Annotated in this window: 24 protein-coding genes, 1 tRNA gene and 1 pseudogene; 11 read left to right on the top strand and 15 right to left on the bottom strand. The window is 55.4% G+C overall.

From position 1 onward, the window contains the following. Positions 1-428 precede the first annotated feature (428 nt). Both ABEA92_RS28195 and ABEA92_RS28190 read left to right on the top strand, forming a co-directional pair. Positions 429-1,559 carry a hypothetical protein gene (locus ABEA92_RS28195; RefSeq protein WP_345688656.1) on the top strand — a complete coding sequence of 377 codons (1,131 nt, stop codon included), beginning with the start codon at positions 429-431 and terminating at the stop codon, positions 1,557-1,559. A gap of 284 nt (positions 1,560-1,843) precedes the next feature. Beyond that, the gene (locus ABEA92_RS28190) at positions 1,844-3,559 is read left to right on the top strand and encodes a hypothetical protein (protein ID WP_345688654.1); all 1,716 of its coding nucleotides are present in this window, start codon (positions 1,844-1,846) and stop codon (positions 3,557-3,559) included. A gap of 200 nt (positions 3,560-3,759) precedes the next feature. Here ABEA92_RS28190 and ABEA92_RS28185 read toward each other — a convergent pair whose 3' ends face one another. The 3 genes from ABEA92_RS28185 to thpR form a co-directional block, all read right to left on the bottom strand. Next, positions 3,760-4,017 (bottom strand): hypothetical protein, encoded by a 258-nt coding sequence (locus tag ABEA92_RS28185; RefSeq protein ID WP_345688652.1) that lies wholly within the window; start codon positions 4,015-4,017, stop codon positions 3,760-3,762. Positions 4,018-4,100: 83 nt separating this feature from the next. Next, a complete protein-coding gene (locus ABEA92_RS28180; RefSeq protein WP_345688650.1) occupies positions 4,101-5,210 on the bottom strand; it encodes a hypothetical protein in 1,110 nt (369 codons plus the stop codon). Positions 5,211-5,632: 422 nt separating this feature from the next. Next, a complete protein-coding gene (gene thpR / locus ABEA92_RS28175) occupies positions 5,633-6,208 on the bottom strand; it encodes an RNA 2',3'-cyclic phosphodiesterase (RefSeq protein ID WP_345688648.1) in 576 nt (191 codons plus the stop codon). A 273-nt stretch (positions 6,209-6,481) separates the two neighbouring features. On the opposite strand from thpR, the gene ABEA92_RS28170 reads away from it, so the two are divergent. Next, positions 6,482-7,477 carry a YheT family hydrolase gene (locus tag ABEA92_RS28170; RefSeq protein ID WP_345688646.1) on the top strand — a complete coding sequence of 332 codons (996 nt, stop codon included), beginning with the start codon at positions 6,482-6,484 and terminating at the stop codon, positions 7,475-7,477. Between the two features lie 298 nt (positions 7,478-7,775). Here ABEA92_RS28170 and ABEA92_RS28165 read toward each other — a convergent pair whose 3' ends face one another. Next, positions 7,776-8,138: a 2Fe-2S iron-sulfur cluster-binding protein gene (locus tag ABEA92_RS28165; RefSeq protein WP_345688644.1), complete on the bottom strand. Its 363-nt coding sequence runs from the start codon at positions 8,136-8,138 to the stop codon at positions 7,776-7,778. A gap of 341 nt (positions 8,139-8,479) precedes the next feature. Here ABEA92_RS28165 and ABEA92_RS28160 point away from each other — a divergent pair, with 341 nt between their 5' ends. Continuing rightward, the gene (locus ABEA92_RS28160) at positions 8,480-11,836 is read left to right on the top strand and encodes a DEAD/DEAH box helicase (RefSeq protein WP_345688642.1); all 3,357 of its coding nucleotides are present in this window, start codon (positions 8,480-8,482) and stop codon (positions 11,834-11,836) included. 190 nt (positions 11,837-12,026) lie between these two features. Here ABEA92_RS28160 and ABEA92_RS28155 read toward each other — a convergent pair whose 3' ends face one another. Then, a complete protein-coding gene (locus ABEA92_RS28155; protein WP_345688640.1) occupies positions 12,027-12,833 on the bottom strand; it encodes a DUF4184 family protein in 807 nt (268 codons plus the stop codon). A 212-nt stretch (positions 12,834-13,045) separates the two neighbouring features. On the opposite strand from ABEA92_RS28155, the gene ABEA92_RS28150 reads away from it, so the two are divergent. The 3 genes from ABEA92_RS28150 (at position 13,046) to ABEA92_RS28140 (ending at position 15,479) form a co-directional block, all read left to right on the top strand. Then, the gene (locus tag ABEA92_RS28150; RefSeq protein WP_345688638.1) at positions 13,046-14,524 is read left to right on the top strand and encodes an anthranilate synthase component I family protein; all 1,479 of its coding nucleotides are present in this window, start codon (positions 13,046-13,048) and stop codon (positions 14,522-14,524) included. 101 nt (positions 14,525-14,625) lie between these two features. Further along, positions 14,626-14,698, top strand: a tRNA-Lys gene (locus tag ABEA92_RS28145). Positions 14,699-15,098: 400 nt separating this feature from the next. After that, a complete protein-coding gene (locus ABEA92_RS28140) occupies positions 15,099-15,479 on the top strand; it encodes a hypothetical protein (RefSeq protein ID WP_345688636.1) in 381 nt (126 codons plus the stop codon). On the opposite strand, the pseudogene ABEA92_RS31455 reads toward ABEA92_RS28140, so the two are convergent. The 8 genes and pseudogenes from ABEA92_RS31455 to ABEA92_RS28105 all read right to left on the bottom strand — a co-directional run. Continuing rightward, a pseudogene (locus ABEA92_RS31455) lies at positions 15,456-15,785 on the bottom strand (hypothetical protein); the annotation flags it as partial. The gene ABEA92_RS28140 and the pseudogene ABEA92_RS31455 sit on opposite strands and share 24 nt — an antisense overlap. Beyond that, a complete protein-coding gene (locus tag ABEA92_RS28135) occupies positions 15,770-16,045 on the bottom strand; it encodes a hypothetical protein (protein ID WP_345688635.1) in 276 nt (91 codons plus the stop codon). The gene ABEA92_RS28135 and the pseudogene ABEA92_RS31455, both read right to left, overlap by 16 nt. A gap of 68 nt (positions 16,046-16,113) precedes the next feature. Then, positions 16,114-16,911, bottom strand: a complete 798-nt coding sequence (locus tag ABEA92_RS28130) for a hypothetical protein (RefSeq protein ID WP_345688634.1) — start codon at positions 16,909-16,911, stop codon at positions 16,114-16,116. 335 nt (positions 16,912-17,246) lie between these two features. Next, positions 17,247-17,768 carry a hypothetical protein gene (locus ABEA92_RS28125; RefSeq protein WP_345688632.1) on the bottom strand — a complete coding sequence of 174 codons (522 nt, stop codon included), beginning with the start codon at positions 17,766-17,768 and terminating at the stop codon, positions 17,247-17,249. Positions 17,769-17,830: 62 nt separating this feature from the next. Next, the gene (locus ABEA92_RS28120) at positions 17,831-18,094 is read right to left on the bottom strand and encodes an excisionase family DNA-binding protein (protein ID WP_345688630.1); all 264 of its coding nucleotides are present in this window, start codon (positions 18,092-18,094) and stop codon (positions 17,831-17,833) included. Then, a complete protein-coding gene (locus ABEA92_RS28115) occupies positions 18,091-18,414 on the bottom strand; it encodes a hypothetical protein (protein WP_345688628.1) in 324 nt (107 codons plus the stop codon). The genes ABEA92_RS28120 and ABEA92_RS28115 overlap by 4 nt, the downstream gene beginning before the upstream one ends. After that, on the bottom strand, positions 18,407-18,622 hold the full coding sequence (locus ABEA92_RS28110) for a helix-turn-helix domain-containing protein (RefSeq protein ID WP_345688626.1): 216 nt from the start codon (positions 18,620-18,622) through the stop codon (positions 18,407-18,409). The genes ABEA92_RS28115 and ABEA92_RS28110 overlap by 8 nt, the downstream gene beginning before the upstream one ends. A gap of 136 nt (positions 18,623-18,758) precedes the next feature. Next, positions 18,759-19,538: a hypothetical protein gene (locus ABEA92_RS28105; RefSeq protein WP_345688624.1), complete on the bottom strand. Its 780-nt coding sequence runs from the start codon at positions 19,536-19,538 to the stop codon at positions 18,759-18,761. A gap of 747 nt (positions 19,539-20,285) precedes the next feature. On the opposite strand from ABEA92_RS28105, the gene ABEA92_RS28100 reads away from it, so the two are divergent. Further along, positions 20,286-20,567: a hypothetical protein gene (locus tag ABEA92_RS28100; protein WP_345688622.1), complete on the top strand. Its 282-nt coding sequence runs from the start codon at positions 20,286-20,288 to the stop codon at positions 20,565-20,567. Here ABEA92_RS28100 and ABEA92_RS28095 read toward each other — a convergent pair. Beyond that, on the bottom strand, positions 20,560-20,772 hold the full coding sequence (locus ABEA92_RS28095) for a hypothetical protein (RefSeq protein ID WP_345688620.1): 213 nt from the start codon (positions 20,770-20,772) through the stop codon (positions 20,560-20,562). The genes ABEA92_RS28100 and ABEA92_RS28095 overlap by 8 nt on opposite strands. Positions 20,773-21,468: 696 nt before the next feature. Between ABEA92_RS28095 and ABEA92_RS28090 the strand changes: the two genes are divergently transcribed. The 3 genes from ABEA92_RS28090 to ABEA92_RS28080 all read left to right on the top strand — a co-directional run bounded on the left by ABEA92_RS28090 (position 21,469) and on the right by ABEA92_RS28080 (position 23,910). Next, positions 21,469-22,104, top strand: coding sequence for a hypothetical protein (locus ABEA92_RS28090; RefSeq protein WP_345688619.1), 636 nt, complete (start codon positions 21,469-21,471; stop codon positions 22,102-22,104). A gap of 109 nt (positions 22,105-22,213) precedes the next feature. After that, a complete protein-coding gene (locus ABEA92_RS28085) occupies positions 22,214-22,933 on the top strand; it encodes a class I SAM-dependent DNA methyltransferase (protein WP_345688617.1) in 720 nt (239 codons plus the stop codon). Then, complete coding sequence (locus tag ABEA92_RS28080; protein ID WP_345688615.1) at positions 22,930-23,910, top strand: hypothetical protein; 981 nt, start codon at positions 22,930-22,932, stop codon at positions 23,908-23,910. The genes ABEA92_RS28085 and ABEA92_RS28080 overlap by 4 nt, the downstream gene beginning before the upstream one ends. Here the strand turns inward: ABEA92_RS28080 and ABEA92_RS28075 are convergent. After that, entirely contained in the window at positions 23,858-24,925 is a 1,068-nt protein-coding gene (locus ABEA92_RS28075) for a helix-turn-helix domain-containing protein (RefSeq protein WP_345688613.1), read from the bottom strand. The two genes, ABEA92_RS28080 and ABEA92_RS28075, sit on opposite strands and share 53 nt — an antisense overlap. Between the last annotated feature and the right edge of the window lie 629 nt (positions 24,926-25,554).

The following is a 25,554-nucleotide window of genomic DNA, read 5'->3' as shown; positions in this document are numbered from 1 at the left end:
TGATTTGTTCTTGGGACCACGATGATGGAACAGTATCGAGATAAATTTGTTTCGCCGAAATGGTTCGCGTTACCCAAGAGGATTCGTCATCGTACGAATGTTCTTGGGTGGACCACCATGAATATCTCGCAGTTTTGCGGATACCACAACCTTTTTGCGCAGAAGCCTTCGGTAGGGCGAAGAACCAATCGGCTGGGCACAGCGGAACTTGGCCCTGCTGGGATGGTTTAAACTTGTTGGTTGTCACTCTGCCTGGATGCCTCTCACTCCGTTACGCGAGTCGGCTTTTTATGTCTCTTCCTCTCCTGAACGACTTTGCCCCAGACGCGACGATCGACGGGTCGGAAGAGACCTCCGGCACGAGACGAAGTCGCTCCGGCACGAGACCTCTGGTCATTACGCGTAGCGAACTTGAACATTTCCCCCCGATGCCTTCGCTTCGCAGTCGTCCCTTGGCGGCGATCGCATGGTTGGTTCGATCTTGTGTTGCGATCCTTTGCGGCGTCGTGCTGCTTGCGATCGGTGCCACGATTCCGATCGTCAACGTCTACGTGCTTGGCTGTCTGATGGAAATCCAGGGGCAAGTTGCGAGGACCGGAAAGTTCCGCAGCGCGTCTTGGGGGCTGCCACTGACGCTGCGACTCGGGATCATCGTGTTGGCGGTCGTGCTGTGGTTGCTGCCGATCGAGTTGCTTGCGGCGCTGCACCGCGACATTCACGTTTTGTCTCCGGGAAGTGCCAACGATTGGCTCGTTGCATTCATGCTGGCAATCACAAGTGTCGTGATCGCAGCACACTTGGCTTTGGCGATTGCCGGTGGCGGCCGATGGTGGCAATTCCTGCGTCCGCTTCAAACGATCCGGCAACAACTCGACCGCCATTATCGCGTTCGGTTTTGGCAGCAAGCCACTCGGCAAATCAACGAGTTCGTTGCGGCCATCTCGTTGCTTCGGTTATTGCGACTGGGCATCCTGGCGTACGCTGCGGCCTACCTTTGGCTCGCCATCCCCACGCTCTTATTCACCTTGCTCGACGATGTGACGATCCGCTGGCAATGGTTCGGTTTTGCGGCCGGATGTTTAACGTTGACGGTGACGTTGATGGGGTTGCCGTTTTTGATGGCCCATGTTGCCGCCGAGCGACGGTTCGGGGCAATGTTCGAAATACGGACGGTCTACGAGTTAGCCGCTCGCACGCCTTTGTGTTGGTCGATGTCGACTGCATTTTTGATGGCCTGTTCGGTGTTGACGCTGCTGTACATCGCTCTCGTCAAAAACGCCTTGCCGCCTCACAATTTTCGCTGGGATTTGATGGCGGTGTTCCTGGTCACCATGATCCCCGCCCGCATCTTGGTCGGCCGAGCCTACCACCACGCCACGACACGACCGCCCGCACGATTGAAGTGGAGTACAAGGGTATGGCGGTGGAGCAACATCGCAGCGTTGGGTATCGCAGTGGGATATTACGTCTACTTTTTGTACTTGGCTCAAACCGGGGGCGAATTGGGACAAAACGCGATCTGGCAATTCCCCAGCGTGTTGCAGCCATTCCCCAATTGAGGCCTCGCTCTATCAAGTCGCCTCCCAACGCCATCAACGCTTGACCAATTGTGGCTTTTATTGCGAGCGTTACTTGAAGTTGATAACCCCGAGTCACCGCCCGCCGAAGCCCTCTTAAAACAATTGCTAGCAATTGAGGTTGGAAATCGCATCGGTTTGCAGTTGTCGTTGGGTGGTTATTTTTTGTAGGGTCGATGACTGTCGATGCCAAGAATGCTTGTTTCGCTTCGGAAGGATCCGTCGCGAACAGACCGTCATAGTTCAAGAACCCTCGCGAGGCCCCGATGCTCTCTCGCTCATCGAAATGGATTTCGTTCTCACTGATCGCAACGGCGATTGGGGTTTCGGGATGTCGTTCGCAAATGCCTGCCGGGAACATCTTCAAGATCACTCAACATGATTCGATGGACTTACCCGAGGTCGAATCACCACGTCAACGATTGGCATCAACCAAGCCGCGAGCAGGGTCGGATCTATCACGAACCAATGCCGCCGACGCAAACGAGGCCACACCACACCAAGCCCCACGGGACACCGATCCGGCGACTTCGAAAGCGATCGCGAGCAATCGATCGCGAAGCATCGATCCGGCAACAACCGAGCGTCGCTCGGGCAATACCGAGTCGGCTTACTCGCGTGCAAAACCGCAAACCAAACCCAATTCGGATGACACTCATTCGGTAGCCAAGCGATCACCCGCGGACTCTGCACCAAGCGGATCCAAACAACACGACGACAAATCGCCGATGTCGGACGATGAATTGATGGAGGCGTTTGCCAACACATCGCCTGAGGTGAAAGAGCAAGCGCTTCGCCAATTGGTCGCCGTCTTATCGCGCAGCGCCGAATCGACGTCGCAACCAGGCAGCCTGGACAAGGCGATCCGTGAATCGCTGAAACAAGAACACGAGTTGCCTGCAGTCAAAAATGAACCTGCCAGCGAACCGGTCAACCGGCTTGCCAGCCATTCGGCGGAGTCGAACAAATCGGACCACGATTCACCTGACGCATCCGCAGTCGTGATCACTTACGCAAACGAAAACAAACCCGAATCGAAAAGCCCAAGCTCGGTGGCTCAATCGGCATCGGCCTCTCAATCATCGCAGCAGGACGGCTTAGAAGAAGCGATTGTTCAATCGATCTCGGACGCTGCCAAGTCACCGGCAACGGACGCACCAGGATCCGTCAAACCGGTTTCGGCAACGGCTTCGAGTCAAGATCCACCGCAGGTCGCCACCGCGTCGATGCAAACTCCTGCAGCGACCGCGACCGGCTCCGCGTCGCCGAACGTCGACGAAATCTCTGACCAATTGTTGTACGAGACGCTGTTAAAACGAGTCGCATCGGCGACGCCTGGTGAATCCGAAGCCGAGAAGGCACGACGGATCATCACCGCGCGGCACCTGATGGTGTTAGCAGGAAATCCCGACAAAGCGGTCGAAAAAATCGAGGGGATGACGGACAAAGAACAAGAATACTTGCGTCATCAACTGCTTGGGTTGTGGACGATGGTCGATCCCGACGGACACCCGGTACAAAGTCGACGCTTCAGTTCGGCGCTGCCGCAACTGCGTGAAGCGACCAAGTACTTGGCCGCCGCGACCGATTCGCTGGAAGTTCGCTCGTTGGCGTTTTGCACCGAAATCTTGGCTTACGGCCAGATCAAACCATTTCCGAGCAACCGCTTCCAATCAGGCCAGCAAGTCATTTTGTATTGCGAAGTCGAAAACTTCATTGCCCGCAAAATCGACGACGGTTTTCAAACGCATCTGCAAGGCAGCTATGACATCCTGGATGCCAACAATCAAAAGGTCGCCAGCCAATTGCTGCCCGCCGACCAACAGACCTCCAGCAACTACCTGCGAGACTACTTCATCGCCTACCAAATGCATCTACCCAAGCAATTGCCCGCAGGGAATTATCGTTTGCAGCTAACGATGGAGGACGTCGAAGGCAAGAAGTACGGCCAGGCGAGCATCCCGTTTGAGATCAGCCAATAGCCCCTTCGTAGTGGACGAGGCAACGAGTCCTGTGCAGTATTGGCACACCGTAGTGGACGAGGCAACGAGTCCCTCACTGTATTGGCACACGCAAAAATGGTTGGCCGATAGGACGCTCACGGGCTGTTGCGTTCAAGCTTGCTAGCGGCGTCGGTGCTCCATCCGCTCGAACAGTCTTGCGATCGATCAGTCTTACGATCTCACGAGCTTCCAATGTTCGCAAGCACTCTCATCCGAGCAGGCAGTGGATGGGTTGCGATGATCTGCACTCCCGTACATCCCATAAATCCTTGCGTCTCCAACAGCGACTCCTCTTCACGCATGATCGCCTCGATGGCGTCGTCGGTCCAAGGTCCAGCGTGAACAATAAACGAATCGTTGCGTCCGTCCTCGTGGCATGAAAAGATTTTCCCAACGCCACCAAGCGAGCTAAACGTATCGTGACGATGAACGTACAAATCCGCGGATTCAAATTTGGCAACCGCTTATTCGTAGGCGACATCAAGCGAAGCGTTTTTTGGCAATCTGACTGTAGGGTAGTTCATGAATTCACCTTTGCGAGTGCTTTAATGTTTTTCACGAGTGCTTTACTGTCCGCGTATTTCGTCTCATCGCCAAGCAATTCGAATTGATCACCGTAGCCCACTTCGGTGACGGTTTTCTTCAGCCATGCGTCGTCATGATTGGTCGCCAGCAACAATCGCGACCCATCCGGGTGATGCTCAACGGCAGTATAGATATCCATTAAGTCCTCCATGTCGATCTCGTTGGCGCGGTTCTCGTTCCAGGCAACCGGGTAAATCAGAGTTCCTTCACTGTGTCCTGGATGCTTGAATGGATCGAACTTCTTGTTGGGGTTCGGGTGAAATCCCGTGTACCATTTCGGCGCGAGTGTTTGACAAAACTCGGCAGCGCTGGCGGCCTCCTCAACGAATGATGCAACTTTCACTTCAATGCATTTTGGTTTACCCATGCAGTCGACAAGTACTTTCGCTGTTTCCTCAGCCAGCTGCGAAGCAAATTGAAAGTCTTCAATGTTGAAATACGACATGGTACTCGCCCAATCAGGGGTCCGCATGCCATTGCTACAGCTGATTCTTCCATTGCGAGTATCCGTAAATTTATTAAGAAAATTGCACTTGGTCGACGTGATGTTGAAGTTATCTTCCACCGCCCATAGTTTTGATACTCCACCAAACATGCACTTCAGCATTTTAAATAAATCGGCATGTCGATTCCTGGGGTGCGGATTTATACCTAATCTATATCCGATATACCTCCTCTCGTGGATCGATTCGAGCGGCAATTGAAAGTGAAATGCGCCGTGCCGTGGCCAGAGAATTGTTACGGACACTTCAAGTTTTTCTGGATGGCTTTGCACCAGCGGAAGCAACGAAGCAAATTTCTCAATTGAAAAAGGAATCTGCAAATTTCGGTCAATTGGGATCCCCTTGTCGCTCTTCCACACATCCGGCCAAACTGGCGTGCAAGGCGGGATCTCGACACGATAGATTGGAGACGCGTTGCTCATTGTGAAGCTGGCCTTTTTGAGCTTATCCCGCTTAGTGACATGATCACGGATGGCCGCTTCCGTCTTCGCAAGCTCAACATCCTCCAATCTGCCAAGACTATAGCCTAGAAATTCAAACATAATTTACCCTTCCACTAATAATTTGGACCGCCGGGCGACCAATCGAGCCACGGTGATCTAGATAACATCAGATCCACGACATGCAGCGGAGTCACTAAGACTCTTAAACGCGCGAAGGGAAACTTGTGCTGGGCTGCAAAGAATTCGGTATCGCGTGGAAATCAAGGCTGTACAAGTGTTGTTGCGATTCTTAGTCGCGATAACTCCGGCAGGTGCGGATTCCCAGTAATTCATTCTCGTGCATGTCCGTGTTTCCTGTCGTCGCGTTGCGACTTGCTTTACTTTGGTTTCCCAAACCACGGACTGGCGTCCGTGGCTATTGCATGTCGTCACTTCGTGACTAACCCTTCGCGAAACACTGGAATATAAACTACGCAAAGATGGGTAGTCGAAATGTCGGTGGCATGGTCCTAGCGACGTCGCTACTCCCCCAAGTCGATCGTGTCCATGACTTGGTAGCTCGGCCCCTGTTTCTCGAGAAAGCTGGCGATCAATTCGACCGTGTCGACGTTCATCTGGCCCAATCGCATCTCGGCGTGGGCTTTGACACGCTCGAGCACGTCGCCGCTGGCGCGACGTGACCCTCCCTTGGTTCGCCCCAAGGTCAGGTGAGGAACATAGTCGCGAGGCTCCGGTTTGAATCCGATCTCGGCCAGCTCGGTCTCGAGTCTTGCCACCATTTGGCTGAGTGAATTGGTGGGGTCATCGATGTGGACGCACAACACGCGGGGCCGATCGAGGTTCGGGAAGCCACCGGCGCCGGCAAAGTCGAGATCAAAGGGTTCGAAGTCTTGAGTGACATTGCGGATGATCTTACAGACCTGCGGGACTTCGACATTGTCGACTTCCCCGAGGAACTTCAGCGTCAGATGCAGATTGTCTTTGGGGACCCAGCGAATGCCATCGCCGGGAACCGACAACGCCTCGATCAAGCGAGCCGCGTTGCGTCCGACCTGCAGCGACAACGGAATGGCGATAAAGGAGCGAATCGTTTGCATGAGTCAAACCGCGATTGCAATCAACGTGAAGGGAGTGGGGATAGGTGTAGGGGGATCGGTTGCGCGAGTTTTCGGGTCGACCGGCGAATCCAACGAAAATTTTGACGCACGACGAAAGTCTTGACGACTTCCGCTACGAATAAGTCGTGTGAACGCGACGAAAGTCTTGACGACTTCCGCTACGGGGACGAATAGGTCGAGAAGCTATCGGGTGCACGATCGATTCGCGGCTCACTACAATTGACCGCCCCAGCCTCTCTGTTATAGCGAATTATGATTTCATTTCAGCCACCTGCCTTTCAACAACATCGCTTGCTGCGAGGTGGACATCTGCAAACCCTCGCGACGGTCACGCCGCCGGGTAAGTTAGGTTTGCCGACTCAGAAGCATACGGTGACGCTGCCCGACGGGGATGCAGTGGTGCTGCATGAGACCTGCCCCCACGATTGGCCCGAGGACGGGCTGTCGCTGCTGTTGGTGCACGGATTATCGGGATGCCATGCTGCTCCCTACATGATTCGCTTGGCGAAGCGATTTCACGAACAAGGCGTGCGTGTTTTTCGCATCGACATGCGTGGTTGTGGTGATGCGTTTGGGCTGGCTAAACAATTGACGCATGCAGGCCGAAGCGATGATTTGATTGCGGCGCTCGGAGCGATCGCGAACTTGGCACCAGACGGCCGCTTGGGGGTCGCAGCCGTCTCGTTGGGCGGAAACCAAATCTTGCGTGCGGTTGGCCGGATCGGTTCCGGAGCGGACCCGCAGCCGGATTGGTTTGGCAAACTCAATCGAATTGCTGCGATTTGTCCGCCCGTCGATCTGGCGAGGTGTAGCGAGAACATGCAGCGGCGAATTCTGCGGCCATACAACTATTACTTCATCCGCCAATTGATGTCGCGAATCCCCCCCGGCGTCCGAGCTCGTAGCGATTTCGCAGCCAGCATTGCGTCGAAGCGGCCTCGCACGCTGCGTGAATTGGATGATCAATTCACCGCCCCGCTAAGTGGCTTCGCGGACGCGCTGGACTATTACGAAAAATCGTCGGCTGCCCATTACATCGAAACGGTGGCGGTCCCCACGTTGGTATTGGCCGCCGAAGATGACCCGGTGGTGCCAGTGGATTGTTTTGCTGAATCGAAACATCACTGGAGCCGCACCGTGAAACGCATCGTCTCGAAGCACGGGGGGCACGTTGGATTCATCGACCGACAACGCAATTGTTGGATGGACCGCGTGCTCGCCGACTGGTTCTTAGGCGATGGCTGCTAGCGAGCGTTTCCAGCTGAGGAAAATCATAACCCGACGCGTGAGTTTTGATGTTGCGTGTTTAGGCGTTCTTCGGGCCAAAGGCCCGGCCATTTGCTAGCCGCCCTCATTAAGTCCCTGTAAACGGCCGGGCCGTTGGCCCTACAATTCATTGGTTTTCTTGGCCCCAGCCCGTTGGGCTGGGCTAGGTAAACTTCCGGGGCTTTGCCCCTGATACAATGGCACAACTTCAAAACTCACGCATCGGGTTAGGATGATGAAGTCCCTTGCTCACGCTTAGGGGGGTAGGCCGAGTCCGGCTTTACCGCGTGGTCCATTCCGGAGCGGGTTCGATTTCGTCAGCCACTGGGGAACCTTGGTCTTTGCGACCGCTGCCTTCGAGCCGGCTGATCAGTTCCACGGTCATGTCATGGTCACAAGCGATTTGGCAGCTCAGACGGACACCGGGCTCTTTGACTTCACGAACTTTTAATGTTTCTTTTTCGGCTTCGGTGATGTTTTTGGGTTCGCCGTCAACAAATTTGACTCGGCATGTCGTGCAGCGTGCTTGGCCACCGCAAGCGTGCAATTGATCCGTTCCGGCATCTTCGATCAATGCTTTCACGAGTCTTTTTCCAGCACGAACATCAAATTCACCGACGCCTTGAACCGTCAACTTGGGCATGAATTACACCTGCAGAGTACGAGTAGGGAAGATCAAGCTCACGTGAGCCAACCCTACACTGTAGCGAGAAAAAGAATCGAGCAAAGACACCATGTTTTCAAAGCAGGGGGAGGTTAGAATCTCGGATTGGCCCACGGCGGGAGCCCCCGAGGCAGTTGACATGGCGTATCGCGAGATGGCTGGATCATGCATCGGGCCGAGCGTCCGGTGACGGCAAGATGTTTTTCCAGTCGCCCCACGCGTTCCCTTTTCCCCCGGCCCCGACTCACACACCCGAACTGCGTCGATACAATGGTAGCCCTTTGGTTCATCGAGATTCACGCGACAATGGAAGGCAAAATATGGATTTGATGTCCGACGACGCGATTGCAGCGTTTGGACTTCTCGTCGGCGAAGCGATTGAACGCTTGGTGAATGAGCACGATGAATCGTTGGACAAACGTGCTGCGATGTTGACCGTCGACTCGCCCACGCTGAGCCGCGAGGGCCGCCAGCTGAGGTTTGAATTCAAGGTCAAGGGGAATCGGCAACCCACCGCAGCGGCGGCCATTGACGTTCAAGCTGAACAGGACGAGGAGGACGAGGATTTTGCACCGTCCCCGGACAGCACGTCGCTCAAAGCGATTGCGACCTGTGAATGCGCCCAATTCAAGACTCACTACCAATGCTCGCATACGCTTTCGACGGCGTGGTGGCTGCAGGAACAATTGGGCCGCCGCAGCATCGGCGAGGTGCTGAATTTCCTTGGCGAATTAGAAGTCGATTCGGTCAGCATCGGCCGTGACCTGGTGAACAATATTCTAACACTCGCCGAAGAGTCGAGTCGTCCGGCGGAAACCAGCGACGAAGAGACGCGATTGCAATGGCGAATCGGTTTTTCACGCTCGCGTTATTACGCTCCGCTTTCGATCACGCCGTACGAACAAAAACCACGCAAGAACAAAAAAGGTTGGACCAAGGGCAAAGAGATTCGCGGCTTTGAATTGCTCAAACGCGACTTCACCGCGTTTCCGATCGACGGAAAGATTGCCGCCTTGGTCGCTTCGCGAAGCTACAGTTTTGACGAAGACCACTACGCCGAATTCCAAGCCCTGCAATCGCTCGTCGGTCATCCCAACGTCGGCTGGGCCGATGGGGACGCGAGTGATTTGGACGTTTATTCCGCGGAACTGAGTTTAACGCTCGAGCCGGTCGAACGGGATTTGGAGGAAGAGGAAGAACAGCACGACGACAACCACGATCCGCATCCATCGGCGACCCATTTCCGGCCAGTGCTGCACGTTTCGGGTTTCAACATCGACATCAAGCAGTGCGAAGTCGTGATGGGGCACAGCAGCCCCGTCGAGCCGCTGGTGATTTTGGCCGATCGCAAACACCATCGCTTGATCGTCTGCACGCTGCGTGACCCGCGTGCGACGCGAGTGATTCAATTTTTGCTGAAAAGCGATTTGCAGGACGCCGTGTTGGACGCGGAATCCGCCGCCCGGTTGGCGGTCGGTTGTGCCACCGTTGATTCACTGGTTCGCGTCAATCTGCCGCCCGAATTAGCTGGACCGATCACGCCGATCACCGGCGAATTGGTGTTTGAATTACGACCGCGGCCCGGTGCCGGGTTGTTGATCTCGCTGGCCATCCACGACGACCGGTTCCGCGAAGTCTTGGCACCGGGTTCGTCGCCCCAGATCGTGCCATGTTTGACCGAAGAGGGTCCGATTCGGCTGCAACGCGACTTGGACGATGAAAAACAGCGTGCCGATGCAGTCGTCGAGCGATTCGAGTTCAACAAACTCAGTTCGGATGCAAATTACCGCTGGGTCGCCGAAAGCGACGAAGCCGCACTCGATCTGCTCGGACGTCTGTACGAAGGCGGCAGTGATGCGCCACGGATCATTTGGCCCGAAGGTCAATCGATTCGAGTCCGAGGTGAGCTGACCCCGTCGGCACTTCGCGTGCAAATCGATGACAAACGCGATTGGTTCGGATTGACGGGATCGGTGACGATCGATGGACAAGACATCTCGTTGGCCGATTTGTTGGCTGCCGTTCGCGAAGACCGAGCGCTAGTGCGAGTGGGCGATCGCGAGTTTGCCAAAATCAGCGAATCATTCCGCCGTCGATTGCAGCAGCTTGGCGACGTTGTCGTCAGCGAGCGTGATTCGATGAAGATCGCTGACGCGGCGATGCCGGTCGTGCAGGAATTGATCAGCGACGATGTCGTACTCGAAGCCACCGCACGCTGGCACGAATCGGTCAAACGACTCGAATCGCTTGCCGATTGGTCTCCGCAAAAACCCGAAGGGCTTGACGCCGAACTCCGCGACTACCAATTGGATGGATACCGTTGGTTGGCCCGGTTGAGCAAATGGGGTGTCGGCGGCGTGTTGGCGGATGACATGGGTCTAGGAAAAACCGTACAAACACTTGGCGTGCTGTTGGACCGCGCCAACCTAGGGCCCTCGCTCGTGATTGCGCCTACCAGCGTCGGAGACAACTGGGTGCGTGAAACCGAGCGGTTTACCCCGTCGCTAAAATCGCACCTGTATCGCGATTCGGATCGCCAACAATTGATCGACTCGGTCGGTCCCGGCGACCTAGTGATCGTTAGTTACCAATTGGTGCAGCGGGATGCAAAGAAGTTTGCCACTCGTGACTGGAGTACGCTGATTCTCGACGAAGCTCAGTTCATCAAGAACTCGCAAACCAAGACATCGCAGGCGATTCGTTTGATCAACGCCGATTGGCGAATCGGGCTGTCGGGTACCCCGCTGGAAAATCATCTTGGTGAATTGTGGAGCCTGTTCCGAACGCTCTCACCGGGACTGCTGGGATCCTGGGACCGTTTCCGCAACCGTTTCGCCGACCCGATTGAACGCCACAAAGATGACAAACAACGTCAATCGTTGGCGCGTTTGGTCCGCCCGTTCATCCTGCGACGAACCAAAGACAAGGTGCTCAAAGAATTGCCGGCGAGAACCGAAATCACGTTGCATGCCGAACTCAGCAAAGCCGAACGCAAACGCTACGAAGACGTGCGAATTGCGGCACTCGCGGAACTGAGCGGCGAGTCGGCCGATGCTTCGCAAGCTGGCCAGCAACGCATTCGCACGCTCGCTTGGTTGACCCGGCTGCGACAATTGGCCTGCCATCCACGATTGGTCGATCCGACCTGGAAGAAAGGCTCGGCGAAATTGGATTTGCTGATGAATTTGGTCGAAGAGCTTCGCGAAGGAGAGCACCGAGCGTTGGTGTTTAGCCAATTCGTCAAGCATCTCGGCGTGATTCGTGAAGCCCTCGACGCACAAGGGATTGAGTACCAATACCTTGACGGTGCCACTCCGGCATCGGAACGGCAACGACGCGTCGATGCGTTCCAAAATGGCGAAGGCGAGCTGTTTTTGATTTCACTCAAAGCCGGGGGGACGGGATTGAACCTGACCTCGGCGGATTACGTGATCCACTTGGATCCATGGTGGAACCCAGCGGTGGAAGATCAAGCGACCGACCGTGCTCATCGTATCGGACAACAAAAACCGGTCACTGTTTATCGATTGGTCGCCGAAGGCACGATCGAAGAACAAATTTTGCAGCTGCATGCAGATAAACGGGAACTGGTCGCCGGCGTTCTCGATGGAACCGATCGCGCCGCGCGGATGAACACCGAGGAATTGATCAAGCTGATCCGCGAGGGAGCGAGATAGTTCGCAAGAGATCTAGCGGGAAAGACGCGTTGCGTTTGCAGTAACCCTCCACGCTCTGGCGAGCGTAGCTACGAAATGCAAAAGCCGTGATTTGCCGCCTCAAAAATGCTTCCCTGCGTTGCTCCGCGCCGCTGCGTTATTAAGAACCAGCCGGCGGGCGAGAAAGATTCGACGAGATCGGGCATCCGCACTACGTTTCGCTTGCGGTCGGCTGCGTTTCGTCACGCTGCAATGCCCAAATCACGTGCATTGAGATGCAGTACAGCAGGACGATGATCATCATCAGCGCACCACTTTGTTTGATGCTGTAGGCGGCAACGCCTAGCAGTGAATCCGACGGATGCTTTAGACGCGTCCAGACCAGATGAGCGACCATGGTCAGCATCATCAGGCCCAAGACGGGCCATGTAACCGATCGCGGCAATTGAAAATGGCAGCGTTGGTTGGGGTCTCGCGGTTGACGCCGAATCCAGATGTAGAACCCCAATAACATCGGTGGCAAAAACACAACCGAGCTAAGGTGTTGCAGCACCGAATACCACGAGATCGCGCGGTCACTCAGCGAGATTGCCGTCGTCTTCAAAACAGGAAATTGCTGGACGCCCCACCGTCCGCCATGCGTGAACGAGTCCCACAACACATGCGTTCCGGCGCCGAACATGACACACGCAATCACCGCGGCGATCGCGGGGATCGAAAAATCGATCGGCTTGTCCAACCATGGCCAAAGTCGCTCGGAGAGTCGTTTGGGCAATAGATCCGCAAGCGGACGTTTCAGCAGCGATTGGTACAGATAATAGAACGCGACTCCAATCGGCAAGCAGTGCGTCAAGATGCCCATGATCGAATGGGTGGCTCGATAGTCGATCCAGGCGGGATAGAACGCGGCAATGTCGGGGATCGCACATCCGATCGCCAATGCTGAAAAAGGCACTCGCCATCGACATAGCCAAGCAATCGGAACCGCTGCGGCAATATGAGTCACAGTGAATGGCATCGATCTGCTAATTGGTAATAGTTTTGCGAATCCGAACCGGGAACGAGACGAATCGAAACCCACACAGCGTGATCGTCGCGTAGGGCTCGACCGCCACATGATCAAAGATAGCTGCAAATGAATCGAGTCCCAATCCCCGACCGTTTGGCCCCCCGTTTTTTTCGACATCAAGCCACCTAGAGAAACCGCGGCTTCCTGCTAGCTTTATCAACATGACTCGCTCGCCCCTTTCTCTCCCTGTCATTCGCCGGCTCTCGGACGATTTTTCGATCGAGCGTGTCTTTCCGCACTTTGCCACTCGGCCTGGATGCCTCTGGTTTGATTCGGTCCCCAAACCGACATCGCCGGCCGATGATGACGTGCCGCCGCCACGATATTCATTTTTGATGTCCGACCCGGTCGCAACCCTGGTGGCCAACGTGGGGGATCCTGATCCCTGGCCGGTGCTGCAGCGGTGGTATCGCCAACTACCTTCGATCCGAGCTGCGAACTTGCCACCGATGCAGGGCGGCATCGCGGGATTGATCGGATACGAAGCCGCAACATGGCTCGAGCGAATTGGGGTGTCGCGTCGCAATGACCTGCCCACGCCCGCGATGTCACTCGGTTTGTACGGTTGGACGATCGCGATGGACCACGCCGAGGAGACGTCGTGGTTGATTTGCCAAGGTTTCGAGGACAACGATGGCCTGGTAGCTGGTCCCGGCCAACTCGAACGAGCGATCATGCGAGCCGACGAGATCGAAGATCAAATTCAGCAGGCATTAAAAACCAGCGAGCAAACGGCGACGTCGCGTGCTCAGACTAGCCAGCATAACCAGGCCGCCCCCTATGACCAGGCGGGCCCGTGTGATCGCACGCAAGTCACCAGCAACTTCAGCAGCCAAGCGTTCCGCGATGCTGTCGCGGACGTGGTCAACCGAATTCGCAGTGGCGATTCGTTCCAAGTCAATCTAGCGCAGCGATTACTGCATCCCGCGGTGATGCCGTCTGCCGAACTGTATCGCCGACTTCGGATGGTCAACCCCGCACCCTACAGCGTCTATTACCACGGCGACGAATTCGAAGTGCTCAGCAGCTCGCCGGAATTGTTCTTGAAACTCGATGGCCGCCACGTCCAGACACGGCCGATCAAAGGGACGGTGCCGCGGACCGGCGACGCCGCTGCCGACCAGCGGCTTGCCGAGTCACTGCAGCAAAGTTTGAAAGACCGTGCCGAAAACATCATGATCGTCGACCTGATGCGAAACGATCTTTCGCGTGTCTGCCGCGACGACAGCGTGCAAGTCCGCAAATTGTGCCAAGTCGAACGCTATCAGTTTGTCCAGCATTTGGTTTCGATCGTCGAGGGAACGCTGCGAGACGATTGCAATGTGATCGATTTGCTGAAGGCATGTTTTCCAGGCGGCAGCGTGACGGGGGCTCCAAAAATCGAAGCGATGCGAACGATCGCGGAGCTGGAACCCGACCGCCGCGGCCCCTATTGCGGATCGATGGGATACATCAGTTGTTCCGGACATGCCGAATTTAACATCCTGATTCGCACCGTCACTGCCGCGGGTGGCCAGTGGCAGATTCCGGTCGGAGGCGGAATCACGGCGCGGAGCAATCCCGTGAGCGAAGAAGCAGAGACATGGACCAAAGCGGAAGGGATTTTGCGAGCGTTACCGGCACCCCCGAGCGGCCAGTGACGAGGCGTTGGAAATTGTCGAACCGGTTATTGCGAGCCTCGAAGAAGTTGTTAAAATTGGCTCGTTGATGTGACGGAAACCACGGTTTCCCCATCGAACACGCCCCTATAGCTCAGTTGGTAGAGCAACGGACTCTTAATCCGTTTGTCCAAGGTTCGAGCCCTTGTGGGGGTACTGAGTCGCTTTTCATGGGCGGCCAAGATGCGTCAGAAGCCCGCAAAACGCGGGCTTTTTTCGTATCGGTGCTGTGCCCTGAATTGTCTTGACGTGCAACGATGACACCGCCAGTGACACCGCCAGGATCGGCCCCATCGTTGGCCGGTTGTCCCGTCGGCTTGATTGCTCCGGCGGCCCAGTGGTCAGCCGTCACTTGCAAATAGTGCGTTTCGGCCGTCTTGGTCGAATGCCCCAGCCATTCATCGACAACGTGACTGGGGAACGCTTCTTGCAATTCCGTTCGCCGTGTCGATCGCAGATTAACGAACGTTTTCGGCCATGGCACTTGCCCCGCGTTTTCAATGATCCGTTTCATCTGCGTTCCCAGGTTCACGGCGCCACGGTAGCGTTGCACGCAATGCGTGGAACCGGGGGGGGCAGCGTGGAACGCGGCATCAAGGATTGGTCGCAGTTCGGGAAAGATCGGGCAAAACCGCAACCCGGTCTTAACCGAGTCGATGCGGATCCGATTCTCTGCCCAGTCAATGTCGGCCCAGGTCAGCCCGGTAACTTCCGTCGGGCAACGCAACCCACCAAAACGCGGCAATGCGAAGATCAACCGCCAGTCGTGATCGGGGCAGGCTTTCAAAACTGCAGCGCTCGCGGTTCGATCAACGAAGTGATGGCGGGCTTTGTTCGCTTCGTTCCCTCCCTTTTGATCGGCGAACGGGTTTGCACTCAACAACCGATCCCGTACCGCATCAGTGAACATCGTCTTGGTTCGCTTGATGTGTTTTGACACCGTGGCAATTGCCATCGTTTCGGCCGGTGTCGTTTCGGTTGCTTTTTTGACAACGCGGGCGAGCAACCAACGGCGCCAGCGGTCAGCGTCGGCGGGCGTGATGGTTCGGATAGAGTGGCGTTCGCCGAAGTACTCGCAAAGCAACCGGCGGGCTTGCTTGTAGTTGCTAATCGTTCGCGGCTTACAATCGGTGCGTGATGCAAGGTAGGCGTCCAAGCACGGCCCCAGCAATCGCCCCGCGTCGCTCGATCGCTTTGGGTTGGCCGGTTCGATCAATCCCCATTTCGTCAGCGTGTCACGCATGCGGCCTTCAAGCGAGTTTGCCCACTGAATGTGCCCCGCGTCGGCTTGGTGCCCAGACTCTTTGGCAAGGGCCAGCTCTTCAACGTGTCGAGCGACACCGCTTGCAACCCGCTTGGATGCTTCGCCAATCCAAAGTGATCGGCGGTGCCCGTTGACTCGTAATTGCAACCGCCAGCCAACGCGGCCCCGGTCAATCTCTTTGCGTAGTGATGCCACAGATACAACTCCCGTAGTTGATCCCGAATGAAAGGAAACGCCACGGCGGGCCAGCTCGGGAAGCCGGTTTTCGGGTTGCATGCCCTAGCCGTAGCGGAATTAAGGTTATCGGTTATCGCGTCGTCGATCCACTGCCAAGTTCTGCCAATTGCCGATCAAGTTCGCGGCGGCGGTCGTTTGACTTGGTGGAATGGCTGGAAGCCCGTTTGAATTTCGCGTTGGGTTTCGGCGGCTTCGCGTCCAAAGCTCGGGCCCCTTCGATCAAAACGGGCGGGATGTCCGCCGATGCTGCAGCGGCTTTCTGTTTGGTTTCCCATTGGGCAGGGGCTTTGCGTTGGGCGTCGGTAGCGAAACGCTCGAGCCCGTGCTTGGTCAACTCTTTAAAGGTTGCCGAGTCGATCGCAAGTTGATCCGCACCGCGTTCAATTCCGGCGGCTTGGACACGTTCGGTTATTTTCTGAGCCTCCGTCCGTTCAAACCGCTCGGGTGTCACAGCGTGTGTTGTCGTGCCTTTGATCCAATTGCAAAGTAAACCATTGCTTGCCCCTTTTCGCTTGGCATCGTCGATCAAAAAACGAACGTACTCGGGCGGCGCTTTGCGAGTCCGGGCGGCTTTGATCGCATCGGGGGCGGTGTGCATTCCCATCAAGTGCAATTCATCAACCAACGCCACCCACTCCCCCGATTGTCGATTGGGGGCGGGTGTGGGGCGGGTTATTGGCGGGTCGGGGGCGGGTTGTACCCACTGGTTAATGTTAGGTCCTGCACTGGTTAATGGTTGGTCGCTTACTGAGTGTGGTTTGGTCGTGCACTGGTTAATGGTTGGTTTGTCGTTTTCGGTCGAACCAATCATTAACGGTTGCAACTTGGTTTCGCCTTCGTGATCGTTGCCATCAATTAGACGTTTCAACGTTTCAAAATTCACGCGGCAATGGATAACGGCCCCACCTCTGCCTCTGCATCGGCGGCCAAGATTCGTAACCACACCGTAAACGCACAACGCGTGAAAAGCCCTACCTACCGTAGTCGTGGATTTGATGCCCGCATCTTGCGCGAGCGTCACTTGTGCCGCTCTGCAAACTTGCCGTTTGTTCGCATCGCCCGCGCGATCATCAATCGCTTTGAGTACCGCCTTGATCTTGCAGGTCGCAACGCCTTTGGCGTCGTCGCATCGAAACAACGGCGGTTGATAATCTCGGATCAATCGCAGTTGTTCCCCTCGATCGATCCGCGTTTGTGGGCAGTTCACTTGCCGCCCTCGCTCGATTCACGCGGAAGTAATGCCGAGACAACCACGGTTGCGAGTTCACCTTGCCGTGTTGGTCGCTTGTGGCGAGTGTTCCGCAACCGTCCCGTCCTAACTAGGTCACGAACGGGCGAGCAAACCGATTGAATCGGAAGTGAAAACGCAATCGAGATTTCATCCCGCGTCGCCCCGGTGTCACCTTTGGATGCTACCCATAGTTCGATCGCATCGCGGCGGCTTGATTGCTTTGGGCGAGCATTTTCGGCGGCGTCTTGGCGAGTTCGCCGCGTTGCTTCGTCGGCATCAAACATCGTTGCTTGAACCGGCGGCGTGGTGTGCTCTGTTCGTCCAGGCCTGCTGGTTGCCGAGTGCCGAGCGTTTTCGCGTTCTATCGCGGCGTCGATCGCTTGTTCTATTTCGGCATCGGTCCAATCATTCCGGCGGCCTTGCTCTCGCCAATGTTTGGCAATCAAGCAACGCAACCGCTCACGGCGGCGGTGTTCGTCGTTTGGAGTGGTCACTATGATAAGTCTTGGGTTTGCGGGGTTTGGTCGCCATCGCATCAACAAAGAGCCCCAGAGGGTTAAACCTTTGGGGCTCTTTCATTGGTCGACAATGCTTGAACAACGGCATCGGGTGAAAACAGAACGCGGCGGCCAACGCGGACGGCGGGCAACGTCCCATCGTTTACGCGGCGTTCAATCGACGAAAGACTGAGCGTGGTTCGCTTGGCAAGCTCGTCTTTCGTGATAAGCAGCGGTGCCGATCGCAATTTGTCGGCAAGCCGATTTGCAACTAGGTCCGCCAGTGCGCTAAGGTCCGCAGGGGAAAGCGTTGCTTCGCTCATTGCATTTCCTCCCGTCGGCATCGCTTCGCATCAATCGCGTTGAGTTCGTGGCGAACCCTCGCGACAGCGGCGGAAGTGTAAAGCCGAGTCCGCCCCGCAAACGCGGCGGGCTTGATGTCGGGACGTGTCGCCAGCACGCCACGAACACGGCGGGCCGATTCATTCAATGTCACAGCAATCAAGCCCGATGTGATTAGTTGTGGAGGGCTATCGTCCATCGGTTGCAATTGCAACGCGGGCGGCGGTTCATTCGCTGGGGCGACGATCGGCGGGGAAGCGTCGGCATCGCTATCGGACCACAACAACAATTGTTCAACCACGGTTGGCGGCCTCCGTTGCTTGGGGCCGTCCAGTGATCCACCGCCAAAGCGCATCACCTTCGATGTAAGTTCGTCGGCTTCGCTTGGTGGCGGGCAGCTCGCCCGCTTTGATTGCGCATTGAACCGCGTGGTTTGTCAGTCCGCAAAGAATCGCGGCATCCGACAACCGATAGACCGCGTTTCGGTCGACGTTAATTGTCTTCGGCATTGAGTGCCCTCCGGTGTTCGGGGTGTTTTCCGAACGATAGGGGAGCAATGGAAACGTTCAAAGGCGTTACATGGCGAACACCGATAGAATGCCGAACATTTCACGCAATGCCGAACGAATGCCGAACGAATGCCGGTCATCGCTGTGGGTAAACGATTCTTGCCTCCCGAATAGCTGCGATGTTTTGCATTGTTCTTGACTCTTCAAAGAAGTATCGACGCCCTCGCTTCTCAGCGGATTGAATGTATCCCTTGTCTTGCCAGTCGAGAACAGTTCGTGATTCAACGCCAGCAAGCTGAGCAACTCGCGAAGTAGGAATCAGCTTCCTTGATTCTGCAGTACCGTTGTTTGCAACATCAGCGGAGTGACGAGATTGATTCGTTTGTTTCGCGTTTTGGCTTTGGCCGTCTGAATCGCCAATTCTTATTCCCGCTTTACCGCATTCAAGTCGAACATTAAATGGAAGCTCGTATGCAAACGTTCCATCAAATGCGTACCAATCCAATTGAACGTGGTTTCGATAGTCGTCAATCTTGCGATACTTCCACTCCACTTTCTCACTGCCAAACGGAATTGGTACGGGAAGAATTAGTCGCGCTCTTGAGGCACAGCCGCAAAGTATCTCGGCATGGTCGAGCAAACATTCTGTAAATGTGGTTGCTATGAGCGGGTCAAAAATTCTTCCGCCCGTTTTCAAAAGCTTCCCCGGCCCCGCTTTAATTAGTGCTTGGCGAACTTCCTCCGATTGCGTCAGAAACAACCGTACGACGCCTATGCTGGGCACTGTCTGTTCAGCTTCCGTTAGGAATTTAATTAGAAGGTGCTCATCGTTTTCCAATTCGATGAACGTGTAGGGTTTGCCCCATGTTTCAACGAAGTTCAGGATGCCTGCAAAGGCAGGAGGCAGGGAATTCATTTCGGTTCCTTTTTCAACTGCGGGCCGATTCACGCGGCGCGATGAAAGGAACAACATCGGCAGCCGGTGAACCGTTCGGCGGGAGCTAACCGCCTACCCTTCGACGATTGCGGGAATCAGCCGCAACCTTGGAGCCCGGATGATTGGTCCGGGGGCTCCATTTTGTCGGATGTCGCTAGGCAAGTCCATCTCCGATCTTCGCTAGGTTCTTCCGGCGGCATTTCATTCAAAAAGCCGTGCAGGGAACGGGCACGTATAAACACACACTTTCCTTCCCTGCGTGATCGGCTGTACGCAATGCGGGTCCTTCCCAGGGGGCGGTGCCCTCGGGGCGTAGCCCGGTTTCTGATGCGTTTTTGTGTACGTGCTGAAAATCAGCGGTAAGTAAGTAAGCACGCACGCCGAACAAATAGCCGAGAGCCCCCCCTCCCCAAAACCTGCGGGATTTTTTGTTGAGTTACTACGTGCGGTCTACGCTCCCAATTCGCCCAGAAAAGAGGGGGGAGCGTCAACGGCCGCAATGAGCAAGCAAGTGTGCGAAGTCGCTTGGTTGTTCCCGTAGGGGGCGGATCGAATTCGCAAAAGTAGTACCTACAGCACGTGAGACGCTAAGAAAACACCGTGTTTTGCAGCCTAAAACAGCATGCGGATTTTTTGCGGCCCCAACACTTGAAACCGGACTTTCGCTCGCTTGTACTAGTTGGGCACGTTCACATTTCGTGGAATACTTTTTAGAGGAAGATCAGAATGATGAGTAAAGAAACGTTGCGGAACCGCTTATCACACACGCCACAAGGCCATGTTATTTGCACCCTTCAAGATCGCACGGAACCTGGAAAATCTGGGGCGAGCGTCTGGAGTCGTACCTGGTACTGGGCCACCAGCGGACAACTGCGTGAGGGTGAGCCCGGAGAACATCAAGATGCTTTGGTGATCGCAATGGATGACTACGACAAGTTCATAGCCGACAACGCAGCGGCCATAAGCATGGAGTTTGAGCGCATCGAACGAAGCCTACTACCTAAGTGATGAGGGCGTCAGTGAGAGCCAACACGCGTTGGCGGTCTGAGTCGCTTAGCAGTGCCCAGCGTTTCCACATTTCCGCGGAAACGGGATCGGTTTCGATCAACGATGACACCGCCGGTGACACCGCCAACGTAGCGGATTGTCCGTGCAACGGCGTTCCCGTCGATTGTTCGAGCCCTTGTGGGGGTACTGAGAAATGAGCCCGCATTCGCGGGCTTTTTTCGTTTCTGGACAGCATCGATTGCGTGGACCGGCATTTACGACCGGCATTTTTTGAAACACGCAAAGGCTCGGCAGCGGGCGTGGAAGATTTGCACGCCATTCCGGTCTTCTGTTACCTGTCCGCGCGTTTCGCTGCGAAATGGCTCATTTGTGTTTTCGTAGCAACGCTCGCCAGCAGCCCGGATGGCTGCCGCCCCATTCGCGTCACCACCTTCTGGCGAAGGTAGCTACCAGCGAATAAACGGCCAACAGAGCCGTAAGCCTCGGCGTGGGACAGCGACGTGACAGGACACGTCGACTTTGCAATTTTTTTTGCTGGCATCATCGCCTTCTTTGCCGGTCACTTGACGATCGCCGCTTGCTGACGGCAACGCAGTCTCGGCTGCGTGATTTACGGCAAATGCTCGCTCACCAGTGCCCCCGCCCGGTTGTCATTTGTTCACATGACACCGTCTGCCGCCTGGTTTTGACGACTCGCGAGAGCGTCCGCTTGGTTGTCTTTTCGCAAGGGACATCGGCATGTCCCTCGGCTGTCCCTCGATGTCTCGCCGCCCAAGAAGTGCGAGGCCATCGAAACCGCTCCTTCGTCGATGGCCTTTCCACCTAGGTTGCTTCAATGGTGCAGGCAACGTTGGAGGCGAAGGAGCGTTGGAGGCATCGATTCGTTATGCGATCTAGCGGAATGGCTGTTGCCGATCCTTACCGTTTTCTGTTTCAAGACGACTCACTCGGATTGACGATCTCGCGTGATTTTGGAACCGACAATCAAGTCCACGAACAAGTCATGCAAGTACGCCGTGAAGGAGGCGGTGAGCCCTCGTTCGCGTTTGATGCGTACAGTTTTCACTACAGCATGTTGTACGACGGCCAGCCGATTGGCGCAATGACGGCGACACGCCCCGTCGATGGAGCAATCGATTGTGCCGAGGTTTATTCACCCCACTTGATGACGCAGTATCACGATTGCCTCGTTTCGACTTGCAAGTTCCGGATCAATCGAAGCGGTTGTTCCTCGCTGAGGACGCTGCGAACGATGGTGCGCGAGTTTTGGCGTGACCAAGTCGACATCGGCTCACGATTGAATCTGATCAACGCGGACAAAAAATTGATCCCGTTCTACCAACGGATCGGGTACGAAGTGATCGAAGGCTCGGACTTCATCCACCCAACGCTGGGCACCGACAGCATCGCGATGATGATGTCGGCTGACCCGAATCGTCGATCCTTCTGTAGCGACATCTTTGCCAATCTAGATGACGTCCTACCGATGGAAGAAGTCGTAACAAGCTGTTACGCATCACCGATGATGCTGTCCTAGACATCGCGGCGAAACGAGATATCGCTACTGCATCGCTGGACGTCCCACTTTTTAAGATCCCCTTTTTTCACTTATTCATTTCCACCTTAGCGTTCCAAGGAATTTGGCCATGACCGTGTACCGCTGGACTAATTACGACCAATACAAATCGACGGTAACCTGTGTTCGCGAGTATTACGATGCCGTGCATCGCTGTCACGAACTTGCGTTACAGCAACTGGTGCCCCAGAAATGTGAATCGGCACTCGACGTCGCTTGCGGGCATGGCGAGTCAACCCAAATCTTAAAGCCCTTCGCAAATTCGATCGTCGGAGTCGACAGTTCCGAAGACTTGATCGATATCGCCAACTCACAGAACGAAGATCCCAGCATTCGTTACGAGTGTTCCACGTTTGCCGACTTCGATGCCGCCGACGAATCGGTCGACTTGATCAGTGCCGCATGGTACTGGAACCATGTCCACACGATCGAGGATCTCGAGGCAGCCGCAGTGAAGATGGCATCGCTGCTGCGTCCCGGTGGAAGTGTGGCGTTTGTGATTCCGGGTGATTCGTTCACATCCCGCCGGATCCAAAGCATCGCTCGCGAGGATTTCCAGTGGCGTCAGGCATGGACTCACGAAGAACGGGAGTGGACTGAAGGCCTCTTTTCCTACGACGACACTTGGATTCAAACCAAAATCTGGCAGCCTTTCTTTCTGATGAAGTTCTTTCGCGAATGGTTCGATCTGTCGACGTGGGATGTCAAAGGCACGCTTGTTCGCGAAGATCGGCTGTCGGGATTGGTCGCGGAACCTCCCTTTGAAATTCTGTATGGGAAACGACGATGATCCGATCGCGTCAAACCACTCGCACGAATCTCGGTGCCAACCAGTTGTCCTATGCCGCGGGTTCGTCATCACTTGAACCGTACGGATTTCGAATCCTGGGCCAATCCGATAACCAGCGGTTGGCCCAGTTGTTGGCTTCGTTTCCCAAATTGGCCACGATGCTGCACCCTGAATCGCTGATCGTCAGCGCGTATCCGGCCGCATTGGGATTAAGCGGATTCGCACCATTTGTCGACACCTACCTGCATCCCCCCACGTTCATTCGCGCCATGCGACTTGCTGCGTTAGAAAATCGAACGGTGGTGATGGCGGCTCAACCGTTGGCGGGTGTCGATCTGTTACTGCGAACGCTGCGGAATCGATTGGAGATCCCCGAGCGGATCTTATGGGCCGCCGGCGGCTACTATTTCCCGTCGTCGCTGGAGCGTTTTGTCTCCGAGCAGCTGCGGCAACATGGTTGCGACATTGAATTCCTGCACTGCTATGGGGTGGCCGAGATTGGTCACACTTGTTTTGCCGCGATGCAGCGATTCGATTCAGGACATCCTCGTTTTCATAAAGTGGCAACCGAGGTCGCTGCGTCCGTGGTGGGGACGGACAGCCGGCTTGCACTGCATCACGAGAATGGACGGGCTATCGTGACCGAAGATTACGCCGATCAGATCGATGGTGAATGGTTAATCCAAAGTGGTCACGGACGGATGTGCCCGCAGGTGCGCGATGAGCTCGAATCATGGACATCACACGATTGGAACCGCCGCACCGGCTATCTATCAGTCGACGCGACCGGAATGATTTTCCAATTACGCGAGTGGATCGACAGCGAACCGGACAACAACGAGCGACGCTATTTCCAGTTCTGGGAACAATATGGGGGATCCATGCAGTGCAAACCGAAGTGGAACCGGTTCACTGCGGCGAACGTCATGCCACCGAATAGGCCGATTCACTCATGTGATCGTCGGTTACGGGTTTGACGATACGCTGAAACGCACGTAGCGAATTGGTGATCACACGTCGCCGCGTTACCGACCGGAAACGCGATCCGACGACACGATGAAAGAGATGAGCGTAGTGCGAGGTGGTCGAGACGCGGGTGTACGTGTCGTCCGACTCGTCACTGTGCTGCTGCGCGAATTCACAGATAGGAAAATCAAATTCGGGCATCGTGGTACCACATTCTTGGAACCCGATTGATTTCAGTCGACGAATGTTGGTCGGACTTGCGCCAAAGGAGACCATGCGAAAATCCTCGGCCATCGGATCGATCGACAACATGGCGATTTGACAGAACACCGCATAGCTGAGACTGTCGGTCACCTTGTACCATGCCGAAACACCGGCGTCCTTGAACTCGACCGCAGAATCGAGCACCAAGTTCTGGCTCTCATCCAGAATGTCATCCGGTCCGATATCCATGAACGAGATGACGCCGTCACGCAAACGCTCGTACGCCGAATCGGTCACCGGCAATACGACGCTGGCGCCGTATCGTTTGCCGTCAGCCGCTGCCAACAGAATCGATTGCGGATGTCGACGCCACAACGCCAAATAGCGATCTTCGTAACTGCCGTATCGTTCGTTTAACTTCTTGTCAGCGGCGATGAACAAGCGGTCGTCTTCGGTCGGATCTGCGCCGTCCAGATGCATCCGCCAACTGTCTCGCATCCGCTGGATCACCCCAGACGCATCGTCTTCGTTTTCACAAAACGCTTCATCACTGGGCACCGTCTTGCTCTGAATGAATTGCGACAACGACCACGGCCAAGCGTCAAATTGATCGTCCTTCTGCGAAGTGTCGCTGATCACTTCCTCGTACGGCAACGACAGGGCATCGGCGATCCGGCGGAGCATCTTTGCGGACAAATGACGCTTCCCCGCTTCAGCGAACTGTAAAGTCCGAACAGCAACTCCGGCCTGAACAGCAAGTTGAAGTTGCGAGAGCCCAAGTTCTTTTCTTGTCTGACTGATTTTGATGCTGCCTTTGGGCATTTCCGGTACTCGCTCGTGTGCGGAATAAACTGAAATTGACAACCGACTTGATCGCTTTGCGCCAATATTGCGCACGGCAATATCGATATTATTCTAATCTGCAGCGTTCGGCGAGTCGGAGACTTGAGGCGGGTCTGGAAAAACAGACCGATGGGGCATCGCCTCAAGTCGCGGCTTACCCCATTTAACCGCCACACCGTATTGATTGCAAATCAGATGCATTCGGGTGCTTTCGCTAGTTTCAAGCGTTTTTAACGCCTTTAAGGACTCTTCTTAAACGCCATTAACGATTCTCCGCCCTCTCGTCGGCGTTCCAGTCTTCCTAGCTTACCAACAACGCATAAGTCCCCAAATGAAAAATCGCCCAAAGGCCCCCAAAACTCCGTAATATCCGGAGCAACGGGACAATACCTGCCAAACAAGCTCCACTGCCGCATCCCCAACTGCCGCAATCACCCCGTCGCAAATCGATCTTTGTTTCCCTTCGATGAACAAGGGCGAACATGGCGGCGACGTCAGACATCAAGATGAGTCAAGCATGGGGGACGTCTACCGGCCCGATCGATGCATACGACAGGGACCAGTCGCCAAGATTTTCCGCCCAGCCCTGCTGCTTTTGAAATCATAAG

The organism is Novipirellula caenicola, from assembly GCF_039545035.1.
Classification (GTDB): Bacteria; Planctomycetota; Planctomycetia; order Pirellulales; family Pirellulaceae; genus Novipirellula; species Novipirellula caenicola.
This window is presented reverse-complemented; position numbering and strand designations above follow the sequence as displayed.